Origin of the sequence: Paraburkholderia fynbosensis, assembly GCF_902859935.1 — a bacterium.
Lineage (GTDB): Bacteria > Pseudomonadota > Gammaproteobacteria > Burkholderiales > Burkholderiaceae > Paraburkholderia > Paraburkholderia fynbosensis.
On the sequence record NZ_CADIKI010000001.1, the window covers coordinates 97508 to 110689 of the forward strand.

Genomic DNA, 13182 nt, shown 5'->3' on the forward strand with positions numbered 1-13182 from the left:
GCACCATGAGCGAATACCATCACGCAGCGGCGGCGTTGCCGCAGACCATGTTCATCGACGGCGAGAAAACCCGCAGCGCCGCGGGCAAAACTTTTCCGGTCTTCAATCCGGCCACGGCGCAAGAACTCGCACAGATTCCCGATGCTTCGGAGTCCGACATCGATCACGCGGTGAGAACCTCGAAGGCCGCCTTCGAATCGGACGCGTGGCGCAGAATGCCGCCGGCCGCGCGCGAGCGTCTGCTGCTCAAACTCGCCGAGCTCGTCGAACGACATACCGACGAACTCGCCGCGCTGGAAACGCTGAACCAGGGCAAGCTGATCGGCTTCTCGAAGATGCTCGAAGTGTCGGGCAGTGTTCAATGGCTGCGCTACATGGCCGGCTGGGCTACCAAGATCGAGGGGACCACCTTCGATCTGTCGATTCCATTTCCCCCGGGCACGCGCTACAACGCATCGACCCGCCGCGTGCCGGCCGGTGTCGTCGCGGCCATCGTGCCGTGGAATTTCCCGCTGCTGATGGCGGTGTGGAAAATCGCGCCGGCGCTCGCGTGCGGCTGCACCGTCGTGCTCAAGCCCGCCGAAGAAACGCCACTGACCGCGATCCGTCTCGCCGAACTCGCGCACGAAGCAGGCTTTCCGCCGGGCGTGTTCAACGTGGTCACCGGCCGGGGCGAAACAGCCGGTGCGGCACTGGTTAGGCATCCTCTGGTCAACAAGGTCACGTTCACGGGATCGACCGAGGTGGGCCGCATCATCGGCCGCCAATGTGCGGGTGATCTGAAGCGCGCGTCGCTGGAACTGGGCGGCAAGAGCCCGGTGATCGTGCTGGACGACTGCGACCCGCGCAAGGCGATCGAAGGCGCGGCGGGCGCCATCTTCTTCAATCACGGCCAGGTGTGCACGGCGGGTTCGCGTCTCTATGTGGCGCGCTCGATCTACGACGAAGTCGTGCAAGGCGTCGCGGCGGTGGCCGACGGCATCGCGCTCGGCTCTGGCTTCGATGCGGCGACGCAGATGGGACCGATGGTGTCCGCCCGGCATCGCGACAAGGTGGTGGGCATGATCGCGCAAAGCAGGCAGGAAGGCGGCGAGATCCTGTCACGCGAGGCGCGCGTGGACGGCGACGGCTACTTCGTGCGCCCGACCGTGATTGCCAACCGCGCGTGCAAACCGCTGTCCGTGGTCAGCGAAGAAGTGTTCGGACCGGTGCTCGTCGCGATGCCGTATGACGATCTCGACGAAGTGCTGGCGCAGGCGAACGCGTCCGAATACGGACTCGGCGCGAGCGTCTGGACCAATCAGCTCGACAAGGCGCTGCGGCTCGTCGAGGGGATCGAAGCGGGCACCGTATGGGTCAATGCGCACAACATGGTCGATCCGGCGATGCCGTTCGGCGGCTTCAAGGCTTCCGGAATCGGCCGCGAACATGGCAAGGCGATCATCGACGCGTATACCGAGAGCAAGTCGGTTTGTATTGCGTATTGATCGGGCGTTGCCTGCGCGCCGCTTCGTCTGCGTGGGGATGCCATAGCGTAAACAGACGATTTACCGGGACCTTGCGCCACCGCGCATGACGTCCCGGTCGAATCTTTCGAATCGCACGATCCTCGCGCGCACGCGGCAGTACCCCAGGCGCCGAGGAAGTCCCTCACTCCTCCACCATCGCCTTCAACCTCGACAAGGCGTGATCCCACTGCTGCGAAATCGCGTCGAGCGCGCGGCGCGCTTCGTCGAGATGGGCCGGCTCGAACGCCCACAAGCGCTCGCGGCCGACCTTCGCGTCGCGCACGAGGCCCGCGTTCGCAAGCACCTGCAGATGCTGCGTGACCGACTGCCGCGTGATCTGCGTGCCCGCGGTCAGTTGCGCGATCGACATCGCACTGCCCGCACATAACAGCGCGATCAGTCGCAGGCGCGTTTCGTCGCCGAGCGCCGCGAAAATCGGCGCGGAGTTCTTCAGCGCCGACGTTTTCAGACTTGCATTGGCCGACGCGGTCCTAACCTTTGGCGACATGCTTTTCGATGTTGACCAACTGATGATCCCACCCGCCGCTGTTCATGCGGAACGCCTCGTCGCGGCGCGTGGCCGGAATCCGGTCGAAGCCCGATTCGACGACACGCAGCAAAGTGCCCGCCTCGAGCTCGGTCAGCTCGAATACGACGAGCGTGGTCGGCTCCGACGAGTAGTCGAGCGCTGCATCGATCGCGGCCGGATGCCAGCGCCACGACAGATGATGCTCGGGCTCGACGCGCTCGATCAGCAGGTCGATGACGAGATGCTCATAGCCGGGGTAAGTCAGATTGGCTTGCACGGCCTGCCCGGCAATGAACTGCTGGCCGGCCAGATTCATGCCGAACCACGTGCCGAATTCCTCGGCATTGGACAGCGCGCGCCAGACCCGCGAGCGCGGCGCCTTGAGCAGAATCTGCTTTTCGATGCGATCGGTCGAAGTGTTCATATGCAGCCTCCTGACTGCATATTAGAAAGCCAATGCCCAATATGCAAGGAGTTGACTGCATATTTTTCAAGCGGATTTTCGTAGGAACTTCACGGTTCGTCGCGCTCCTTCTGCTCGTGAAGCAGCCTGCATCCGGCGAATTCGTGAGCGTGAACCGTGCGGCTGGATGCGCCGGGCAATCGCGCCGCGGCACTGCCGCGATGCGTGCGTCCCCTTGCACGTCCACGCCCGGCGGCAGCGCTGTCTGAATCGTGAGTCCATACGCGGCGCTCAGATGCCGCCGCGTCCCGTCTTTCGCGTAGCATCACTCGGTGGCGTGCGCGTGCATCACACCGGCTTGCATCGACCACGCCATCCACGGACGGCGCAGCGCGACGATCGCCACGAACGCGCAGGCGGCCAGTGCGCCGAACGTCGCAAAGCCCATCTGATAGCTGCCCGTGCTTTCCTTGGCAATGCCCATCACGACCGGCAGATAGAAGCCGCCGATACCGCCCGCCGCGCCGACGATGCCCGACATCAGACCCGTGCGGCCCGCCCAGCGATGCGGCACCAACTGGAAGGTCGCGCCGTTGCCGAGACCGAAGGCCACGTACAGACACAAGAGCAGCGCGATGCCGCCGGAGAGCGAAGGCATCGCCGCGGCAAACACGAAGTCGCACAACGAAATGATCGCGAGCAGGACGGTCAACGCGCGCACGCCGGACACCTTGTCGGCGATCAGCCCGCCGAGCGGCCGCACCATGGCGCCGGTGGCGGCGAGCAACGCCATGAACAGACCGGCGTCGATCTTCGACAACTGATACAGGTTCGTGAGCAGCAGCGACACATACGAGGACATGCCGACGAAGCCGCCGAACGTGATGCTGTACACGAGCATGATGACCCACGTATCGCGTTCGCCGAGCACCGAGCGATAGCGCTTGGGCAGCACGGCAATCGCGAGCAGCGCGCCGATCACCGGCAACAGCAGCACACCGGTCTTGCCCGAACCGAACAGCCCGGCTTCGACCAGCAGCACCAGCACGATCAAGCCGCCGAGCGTCACCGCGAAGCTGCCGAATGCGCGTAACACACTGCCGGATTTCACACCCGCGTCGTTGGCCCAGAAGTACAGTGTGATCGCGGCGATTGCGAGCAGCGGCAGTGCGCCGCCGGCGGCCATCTGCCAACCGTAGTGCGTCGCCAGTTGCGGGAACAGGAAGCCGTCGAGCACGGCGCCGATATTGCCGGCTGCGGCGAGGCCAAGCACCAGGCCCTGCACTTTCGGCGGATAGTTGCTGCCGGCCATCGGCAGCGCCACCGCGAAGCTCGCACCGCCGACGCCGAGGAACACGCCGAGCACGAGCAGCATTTCATACGACGGCACGGACTGCATCAGCGGCAGGACGATGGTCGGCACCGCCGACAGCAGCACCCCCATCAACGCAATGCGCTTGCCATGCGCCGACTGATACAGATTGCCGAGCGTCACGCGCAGAATCGCCGCCGACAGCACCGGCACCGCAACCAGCAGGCCCTGTTGCGCGGGCGTCATCGCAATGCTCTTGCTGATGAACGGCGCAAGCGGTCCGTACAGCACCCACACGGTAAAGCCGGTGTCGAAATAGAGAAAGCACGCCACCAGCGCGCGCCAGTCTCCGCTCTTCAGGGAGCTCATCACGTTTTTCATCAGGCATCCTCATAAAACTGATTTTTCGACTATCCGGCAATGGCGTCGCGCGCCATGCACCAGCCAGTCACACGATTAAGAACCGATCTGAACATGCAACGTCCATGCCATCGGGCTCCGTCTTCTGAAACTTTCCTGCGTACTCTTGCTTGAAACCTTGCGTGCGTGTTCGAACCCGCATCGAAGCGCGTGCGTAGGCTCAATACACGTCGCGTGCATAGCGCTTTTCGCGCGCGAGACGGCTCACGTATTCAGTCGCCTTCCCGGCGCTCATGCCGCCGTGCGTGGCGACCACGTCCTTGAGCGCCGCATCGACATCGCGTGCCATCCGGTTCGCGTCGCCGCACACGTAGAAATGCGCACCGTCTTCGAGCCAGGCCCACAGTTCCGCACCTTGCTCGCGCATGCGGTCCTGCACATAGACCTTGTCGGCCTGGTCGCGCGAGAACGCGAGGTCGAGCCGGGTCAGCACGCCGCTGTCGCGCATCGCTTCGAGTTCGTCGCGATAGTAGAAATCGGTGGCCGCGTGCTGCTCGCCGAAGAACAGCCAGTTGCGGCCCTTGTCGCCGCGTGCGCGGCGCTCGTGCAGAAAGCCGCGAAACGGTGCGATGCCTGTGCCCGGCCCGACCATGATCATCGGCGTGTCAGCGCTGTGAGGGGGGCGAAAATGCGCCGATTTCTGCACGAATACGGGCACGTCGGTCTCGCTCGCGCGGTCCGCGAGAAAGGTCGACGACACGCCCTTGCGATGACGCCGCGCGTTGTTGTAACGCACCGCCGAGACAGTCAGATGCACTTCGCCCGGATGCGCTTTCGGGCTCGACGCGATCGAGTACAGACGCGGTTGCAAACGCTTGAGCATGCCTGTCAATTCGGTAGCCGACAGGCTCACCGGAAATTCGTGCAGCACATCGGCAAGCTGCTGCCCCCACAACCATTGTTTCAGTTCCGCCTTGCGTTCGGGCGCGAGCAGATCGCGCAGCGCGCCGTTGCTGCTGCGCGCGGCGATGAACGCGAGCGCATCCGCTCCCGGCCGCGCGATTTCGTAGTGCTTGCCGAGCGCATCGGCAAGCCGCATGTCGCCCGCGCCCGCCACGTTCACCGGCGCATCCGCACTCAGGCCGCTCAGCGTGAGCAATTCATCGACGAGTTCGGGGCAGTTGCTCGGCCACACGCCGAGTACATCGCCCGCTTCGTACTCGAGGCCCGAATCGCCCGTATTCAGCGAGAAGTAACGCGTGTCTTTGGCCGCGCCCTGGCGGTTCAGGCGCAAATTGCTGACGAGCCGCGACGCGGCCGGACGCGCTTTGGTCGGCACCGCGCCGGGCACCACCGCGTTGATCATGCCGCCCGGCGGCACCGCATGCAGCGCAGCGTCTTCTTCGTTGATGCGCACGATGATGCGTTCGAGCCACTCATCTGCGCTTTGCTGATACTCGCCGTCGCAATCCACGCGGTCCATCAGACGAAGCGCGCCTTGCGCGGCGAGACGTTCGTCGAGACGGCGGCCGTGTCCGCAGAACTGATCGTAGTTGCGGTCGCCGAGCGCGAGCACCGCGAAGCGCATGCCGTCCAGACGCGGCGCGTCGTCGGCGCTCAATTGCGTCCAGAAGCTTTGCGCGTTATCGGGCGGATCGCCGTCGCCGAACGTACTCGTCATCAGCAACACATACTGCGCTTTGGCAAGCGCCGAGACCGGATAGTCCGCCATGCACGCGGTGCGGATTTCGAAGCGCGACTCCATCAGACGGGTCGCATAGCGCTCGGTCAGCGATTCGGTGTTGCCGGTTTGCGAGGCCCACAGCAAGGTCACCTTGGGACGCACGCGCACGATCCGCACGCCGGATGCGTGCGGCGAGGCGGTATCCGTTTGCGCGGACGTGAGTGCGAATGTGGGTGGGGCCGAGGCTGCGGGCGCCGCTGCGCTGCGGCTGTAGAGACCGGCCAGCATTCCGTCCACGTGAAGGCGGTTGGCCGTCTCGAACGGCGCGCTGCGCGGCAGAACCGGCACGCTGTCGATCCCCTGCGCTTCGGCCGCACGCAGGCCGCTCACGAAGCCGGCCAGATAGGCGCGCTCGGCGTCGCTCAGCGACGGCGCGGACGTCGGCGGCAATTGCAGGAGGCTGGTGAGTGCATCGATACGGGGCATGTCCTGATCCTTGATGCTGGCGGCAACGGCAACCTCATCGGCGGGTACTTCGTCATGGTCTTGCGCGGCCGGCTCGGCGGCATCGAGCGTCACCGGACTCAGCGCGACCGCGCAGAACTTCAGTTCGGGCTGCTGGGAAACCGGATCGATCGCGTCGCTCGTCACCGCGTTGATGCACAGGTCGTCGCCGAATACGTCGTTCCAGTGCATCGGCGCGAAGCAGTTGCCCGCGCTCACGCGTTCGGTGACGACCGCGGGCAGCACCGCGCGGCCACGGCGTGAGCGGATCTCGACAGGGTCCTTTGCCTTGATGCCGAGCGTGGCGGCGTCTTCGGGATGAATCTCGACGAACGGGGCCGGGTTCAGCTTGTTGAGCATCGCGACCTTGCCGGTCTTGGTCATCGTGTGCCACTGATGCTGCAGGCGGCCCGTATTCAGCACGATCGGGAATTCGCGGTCGGGCAATTCGGCCGGGGCCGCATAGGCGCGGGCGAAAAACATCGCTTTGCCGCTCGCGGTCGGAAACACGAGCCGCGGACGGCTGCCATCGGGCAGCACCTTCAGCGTCTGGCTCACGCCGTCGTTGAGGTAGCGGACCGGATTGCGATCGGCCGAACCGGCGGACGCGAGCGGCCATTGCAGCGGCGTTTCCTTCAGACGGCGATGGCTCGCACCGCGCAGGTCGTAGCCGGTTTTCTGATTCGACGCACGCGTGATCTCGGCGAACACCTCGTCGGCGCTCGCGTAGCTGAACGCGTCGGCAAAGCCCATTTCACACGCGACGCGCGCGATGATCTGCCAGTCGGGCAACGCGGCGCCGGGCGGCTCGATGCCCTTTTGCATCAGCGTGAGGTTGCGCTCGGAGTTGATCATCACGCCTTCGGCTTCGGCCCACAGCGCGCCGGGCAACAGCACGTCGGCGTAGCGGTTGGTCTCGGTGTCGAGGAACGCGTCCTGCGCGATCACGAGTTCCGCCGCGCGCAAACCAGCGATGGCGTTCTGACGGTTCGCGACGCTCGCCACCGGGTTCGTGCAGATGATCCAGCATGCCTTGATGTCGCCCGCGGCCATGCGCGAAAACATGTCGATCGTGCCGTTGCCGACTTCGGTCTTCAGCGTGCCGGGTGCAATGCCCCACAGGTCTTCGATGAACGCGCGGTCCGCGTCGACCAGCACCGAACGCTGACCCGGCAAACCCGGCCCCATGTAGCCCATTTCGCGGCCGCCCATCGCGTTCGGCTGGCCCGTCAGCGAAAACGGCCCGCTGCCGCGCCGGCAGATCTTGCCGGTCGCCAGATGCAGGTTGCAGATCGCGTTGGTGTGCCACGTGCCGTGCGTGCTTTGATTCAGGCCCATGGTCCAGCAGCTGATCCACTCCTTCGCGGTGCCGATCATCTCGGCAGCGCGGCGGATGTCGTCGGCGGCGAGGCCCGTGATGCCGGCAACCCGCTCGGGCGTGTAGTCCGCGAGAAACGCGGGCAGCGCGTCCCAGCCTTCGGTGGCCTCGGCGATGAAAGCGGCATCCGTCTGGCCGTTTTCGTGCAGCAGATGCAACAGGCCGTTGAGCAGGGCGAGGTCGGTGCCGGGCTTGATCTGCATGAACAGATCGGCCTTCTCCGCGCTCGCGTTGCGGCGCGGGTCGACCACGATCAGTTTCGCGCCGGCCTTCACGCGGTCCATCATGCGCAGGAACAGAATCGGATGACAGTCGGCCATATTCGCGCCGATCACGAAGAACAGGTCTGCGTGGTCGATGTCCTCGTACGAGCCCGGCGGGCCGTCCGCGCCCAGCGAAAGCTTGTAGCCGCTGCCTGCGCTCGCCATGCACAGGCGCGAATTCGATTCGATGTTATTGGTGCCGACGAAGCCCTTCGCGAGCTTGTTGACGAGGTACTGCGCCTCGATCGACATCTGACCGGACACGTAGAACGACAACGCGTCGGGTCCGTGTTCGTCGAGCAGGCCCCGCAAACGCGCAGCGGTGGTGCTGATCGCCTGAGCCATCGGCAGCGGCACTGGGTCTTCATCGCGAGCATGACGAACGAACGCGCTTTCCAGACGGCCGGACTTGCGCAATGCGACATGCGCGGACTGCCCCTTCGTGCACAGCCGTCCGAAGTTCGACGGATGCTCCTTGTCGCCGGAGATCTTCACGACCTGGCCGCCCTCGACGTGCAGCACCATCCCGCAGCCAACGCCGCAGTAGGGGCAAACGGTTTTTACGCTAGTGGAGGACATGGCGGGCGACATCGTTCAAAGATGGTGTTTCCGGGAAATTCAACGGCTTAAACAGCGACCCACACGTGACCGTCTTGCACGCGGGTAGCGAATGCACCGACGGAATACGACGGGGTCTCCAGGCATTCGCCCGTGCGCAGATCGAAGTGATGCTTGTAGATCGGCGAGGCGACCACGACGCGCTCGCCGAGGCTGCCGATCAGTCCGCGCGAGAGCACCGCCGCCTGCGAGCCCGGATCGAAGTTCCCGATCGCGTACACCGTGTTGGCGGCGCCGTCGTCCACGTGGAAAACCGCCACCTGTTCGCCGTTGACCAGCGCGCAGACGCCCGTGTTGGGCACGATGTCGTCGAGCGGGCAGATGGCGGTCCAGGGGCGTGGTACGCGATCGTTGTTCATGGCGGAAGTCCTCGCTAGGTGAGCAATGAGTGGTGCTGCAATCAGTCAGACGGTCTCGACGACCACGGGAATCGCCGCCAGCGCCGTTTGCCGCTCGACGGGCGTCGCCGGGCGGATCTGCCCGCGCTCCTCGACGAAGCGCACGTTGCTGTCGGGCTCGCCGCTGTTGACGAAATGACGGAAGCGCTTGCGCGTGGCGGGATCGGTGACGGCCTTCTTCCATTCGCACTCGTAGGTGTCGATCACGTGGCGCATCTCCGCTTCGAGTTCGGCGGCCACTTCCAGGCGATCGTTGATCACCACGTCGATCAGATAGGCGAGGCCGCCTTCGAGGTTGTCGCGCCACACGCTGGTGCGTTGCAAACGGTCGGCGGTGCGCACGTAGAACATCAGGAAGCGGTCGATGTAGCGGATCAGGGTGTCCTTGTCGAGGTCCGACGCGAGCAGCTCGGCATGACGCGGTTTCATGCCGCCGTTGCCGCACACGTAGAGGTTCCAGCCCTTCTCGGTGGCGATGACGCCGACGTCCTTGCCCTGCGCTTCCGCGCATTCGCGCGTGCAGCCCGATACGCCGAACTTGATCTTGTGCGGCGTGCGCAGGCCCTTGTAGCGGTTTTCGAGCTCGACCGCGAGGCCCACCGAATCGCCGACGCCATAGCGGCACCACGTCGAACCGACGCACGACTTCACCGTTCGCAGTGACTTGCCGTACGCGTGGCCCGATTCGAAGCCCGCCGCGATCAGTTCTTCCCAGATGAGCGGCAGTTGCTCGACGCGCGCGCCGAACAGATCGACTCGCTGACCGCCGGTGATCTTCGTGTAGAGGCCGTATTTCTTCGCGATCTGGCCGACCGCGATCAGACCGTCGGGCGTCACTTCACCGCCCGCCATGCGCGGCACGACCGAGTACGTGCCGTCGCGTTGAATGTTGGCGAGGTAGTAGTCGTTGGTGTCCTGCAGCGACGCGTGTTCTTTCTTCAGCACGAAATCGTTCCAGCACGACGCGAGAATGCTCGCCACCACCGGCTTGCAAATATCGCAGCCGAGGCCATGACCGTGCTTCGCGAGCAGTTCGCCGAAGCTGCGCACGCCCTCGACGCGCACGATGTGATACAGCTCCTGGCGCGAATATGAAAAGTGCTCGCAGACGTGGTTGTTGACCGCGAGCCCCTGCTTCTTCATCTCGGCCTTCATCACCTGCGTGACGAGCGGCACGCAGCCGCCGCACGAGGTGCCCGCGCCGGTCGCGCATTTGAGCGCGCCGATGTCGGTAGCGCCCGCGCCAACGGCCGCGCACAGCTCGCCCTTCAAGACGTTGTTGCACGAGCAGATTTGCGCGGCGGCGGGCAAGGCCTCGACGCCGAGCGCGGGCTTCGCGTTGCCGTCCGCTTGCGGCAGGATCAGGAATTCAGGCGCTTGCGGCAGTTCGATGCGGTTCAACATCATCTGCAGCAACGTGCCGTATTCGCTCGCGTCGCCGACCATCACTGCGCCCAGCAGATACTTGCCGCATTCGGACACCACGAGCTTCTTGTAGATCTGCTTGCGTTCGTCGCTGAACTGGTAAGAGCGGCTGCCCGGCGTATTGCCATGCGCGTCGCCGATGCTCGCCACGTCGACGCCCATCAGCTTGAGCTTGGTGCTCATGTCGGCGCCGGCGAATTCGGCGGCGGGTTCGGCTGCGGATTCGGCACAAGCCGCGAGCAATTGCTTCGCGACCGTGCGCGCCATGTCGTAGCCCGGCGCGACGAGGCCGAACAACTGGCCGTTCCAGAGCGCGCATTCGCCGATCGCATAGATGTGCGGGTCGCTGGTGCGGCACGCGTTGTCGATCACGATGCCGCCGCGCGCGCCGAGCGTCAGACCGCATTCGCGTGCGAGGTCGTCGCGCGCACGGATGCCTGCGGAGAACACGATCATGTCGGTGTCGAGATGGCTGCCGTCCGCGAACTGCATGCGGTGCGTGCCCGTTTCGCCGTCCATGATCACCGAGGTGTTCTTCTGCGTGTGGACCGTCACGCCGAGTGCTTCGATTCTGGTGCGCAACACGCGGCCACCGCCCTCGTCCACCTGTACGGCCATCAGGCGCGGGGCGAATTCGACCACGTGCGTTTGCAGGCCCATGTCGCGCAGCGCCTTCGCGCATTCGAGACCCAGCAGGCCGCCGCCGACCACCGTGCCGATTTTCGAGCGCGCGCCGCATTCCTGCATCGCTTCGAGGTCGTCGATAGTTCGGTACACGAAGCAATCGGCACGCTCGCGGCCAGGCACCGGCGGCACGAACGGATAGGAGCCCGTGGCGAACACGAGCTTGTCGTACGGCAGCGTCTCGCCGGTCGACACGGTGACGGTGCGCGCATCGCGATCGACCGCCACGGCCTTTGCGTTCAGCTTGAGCATCACGTTCTGGCGCTCGAAGAACCCCGGTGCGACGAGCGACAGGTCGTCCGCACTCTTGCCCGCGAAGAATTCGGACAGATGCACGCGATCGTAGGCCGGCCGCGATTCCTCGCACAGCACCGTGATGTCGAGACCGTGCGCGGCATCTTGCGCGAGGCTCTCGACCAGTTTGTGGCCGACCATCCCGTGACCGATAACGATGATTTTCATGAGCGCGGTGTCCTCAATGTGCTGAGCGTCGGGCGTCGCCGTCTGCATCGGGCGAAGCAATTGCGAAAATAAAAACGGCGTCCCGCGAATCCAGTCGATGACTGAATCCGGGGGACGCCGTTGTCCTGATCTGTCCTGCAGGCGAACGCTTTGTATTGCACTCGCGCCGGATCGTCGTTGATCCGATGACGACGCTTAATGCAAAGCCCGTGCCAATCGCGAGCAATACGTCGGGAAAGGCCGTCGCGCGGGGCTCCGCGGCGTATCGAAGGGAGCGGCGGCGGGCACGGCGCACGGCGCGTTTTGATGCGCAGAGGCACATGGATGGTGCGACGCAGCACCTTGCGCGTGCGGGAGCCGGGCACGCGCACGGTGCGCGCGGTGCTTTTTCAGCACGGCGGGCGAAACGGGTGCGGGATCGGAGGAGCACCTCCCGCTGCCGTCGTGCAATGGGCGGGCGGTGGTTTGCAAACGCCGCCCGATGCTCACGATATCGGGCTCGTTCCCGCGCAGTGACAGCCGTTCAGCGGTCGCGCTGATCGCCGGGAGCGGATTGCACAGGTCATGTTCGAGCATGGCGATGAACTGCTTGCGCAGGCCCCGCGGTTTCCCGCTCGCGACAGTTCCGCTTCGCCCGCCTGTTGGCGGCCTTCGGCGGCGACCTAATTCGCGATCAATTCGGCGAACACTTCGAACTTGCCGGACATGCGCGGGTTCGAGGGTTCGGTTGGCGCCGGATCGATCGCGCAGAGATTACCGAAGTCGCCGCCATCGGGAAGAATGATCGGTACGGAAATATAGCTGCCGGGCTTGTAGATTCGCGCGGTGCGATGGGCGCAATAGACAGGATCGTTGTCGAAATCGTCGACCACGATCGACGCGCGCGATTCGATGCACAGCGTGGTGTGCAGATCGAGCGGGCCGCCGGCGGGGAGTCCGAAGGTCACTTCGTCCCCGAACCGCGCAGGCAGTCCACGTGTGTTCCATGACCCGGCCCACGGCCGCAAAGCCCATACCGGTGTGCTTGCAGATCAGGCGCAAGATGGACGGCACGGCATCGATGCGTTGGACCGCCTCGATGTCGTGCGCGAGGCCGGCGTCGAGGCCGTTTCCGAACGGTAAATCATTCATAGACCGGCGCTGCCGGAACCCCTTGCGTACGCGGCCTGAAAACAGAAATGGCGACGCCGGATTCTGGCGGGACTTCAAATTGCTCACTAGCTAAGACCAACCAGGAGAAGCCGGATGCCCCTTCGCCATAGCGCCCGACTGCTGATCGCCGACGACGACGCGGATCTGCTCGCCGCCTACGCGCTTTATTTCAGTGCGCATGGCTTCGACATTCGCACCGCGCGCAACGGCCTCGACGCGCTCGCCGAGTATTGCGCGTGGCATCCGCAGGCCGCGCTGCTCGACGTCGAGATGCCCCGGCTCGACGGCCGCGCGGTGGCGCGGCGTATCCGCTACGTGGCCGATACGCCCGCGCCGACGTTGGTCGCCGTCAGCGGTCTCGAACAGACGGAGGAAAAGAACGAGTCGCTGCGCTCGGGTTTCAATCATCACTTCGTCAAACCGGTGCCGATGCACGTGATACTCGCGGCGTTGACGAAGCGTTTCAGACGAACCAGTGATTGACCCGGCCGACGTGCTCTGC

10 protein-coding genes are annotated in these 13182 nt (G+C 64.9%); 3 read left to right on the top strand and 7 right to left on the bottom strand.

Features of this window, described 5'->3' with window-relative positions; genetic code table 11:
• Positions 1-5: 5 nt before the first annotated feature.
• Positions 6-1487: a phenylacetaldehyde dehydrogenase StyD gene (gene styD, locus HV770_RS00445; protein ID WP_175157609.1), complete on the top strand. Its 1482-nt coding sequence runs from the start codon at positions 6-8 to the stop codon at positions 1485-1487.
• 163 nt (positions 1488-1650) lie between these two features.
• Here styD and HV770_RS00450 read toward each other — a convergent pair whose 3' ends face one another.
• From HV770_RS00450 to HV770_RS00480, 7 genes are all read right to left on the bottom strand, one after another.
• Positions 1651-2016, bottom strand: a complete 366-nt coding sequence (locus tag HV770_RS00450) for an ArsR/SmtB family transcription factor (protein WP_175157610.1) — start codon at positions 2014-2016, stop codon at positions 1651-1653.
• Positions 2000-2461, bottom strand: a complete 462-nt coding sequence (locus HV770_RS00455) for an SRPBCC family protein (RefSeq protein WP_175157611.1) — start codon at positions 2459-2461, stop codon at positions 2000-2002. Before HV770_RS00455 ends, HV770_RS00450 begins: the two co-directional genes overlap by 17 nt.
• A gap of 304 nt (positions 2462-2765) precedes the next feature.
• A complete protein-coding gene (locus HV770_RS00460) occupies positions 2766-4133 on the bottom strand; it encodes an MFS transporter (RefSeq protein ID WP_121318141.1) in 1368 nt (455 codons plus the stop codon).
• Positions 4134-4332: 199 nt separating this feature from the next.
• Entirely contained in the window at positions 4333-8520 is a 4188-nt protein-coding gene (locus tag HV770_RS00465) for a bifunctional nitrate reductase/sulfite reductase flavoprotein subunit alpha (protein ID WP_175157612.1), read from the bottom strand.
• Between the two features lie 47 nt (positions 8521-8567).
• On the bottom strand, positions 8568-8918 hold the full coding sequence (gene nirD, locus HV770_RS00470; protein WP_175157613.1) for a nitrite reductase small subunit NirD: 351 nt from the start codon (positions 8916-8918) through the stop codon (positions 8568-8570).
• Positions 8919-8963: 45 nt separating this feature from the next.
• On the bottom strand, positions 8964-11528 hold the full coding sequence (nirB, locus tag HV770_RS00475) for a nitrite reductase large subunit NirB (protein ID WP_175157614.1): 2565 nt from the start codon (positions 11526-11528) through the stop codon (positions 8964-8966).
• 662 nt (positions 11529-12190) lie between these two features.
• Positions 12191-12475: a GAF domain-containing protein gene (locus HV770_RS00480; RefSeq protein WP_175157615.1), complete on the bottom strand. Its 285-nt coding sequence runs from the start codon at positions 12473-12475 to the stop codon at positions 12191-12193.
• A 31-nt stretch (positions 12476-12506) separates the two neighbouring features.
• Here HV770_RS00480 and HV770_RS00485 point away from each other — a divergent pair, with 31 nt between their 5' ends.
• Together HV770_RS00485 and HV770_RS00490 are read left to right on the top strand one after the other, a co-directional pair.
• The gene (locus HV770_RS00485; RefSeq protein WP_175157616.1) at positions 12507-12650 is read left to right on the top strand and encodes a hypothetical protein; all 144 of its coding nucleotides are present in this window, start codon (positions 12507-12509) and stop codon (positions 12648-12650) included.
• Positions 12651-12773: 123 nt separating this feature from the next.
• A complete protein-coding gene (locus HV770_RS00490) occupies positions 12774-13163 on the top strand; it encodes a response regulator (protein ID WP_175157617.1) in 390 nt (129 codons plus the stop codon).
• Positions 13164-13182: the final 19 nt, after the last annotated feature.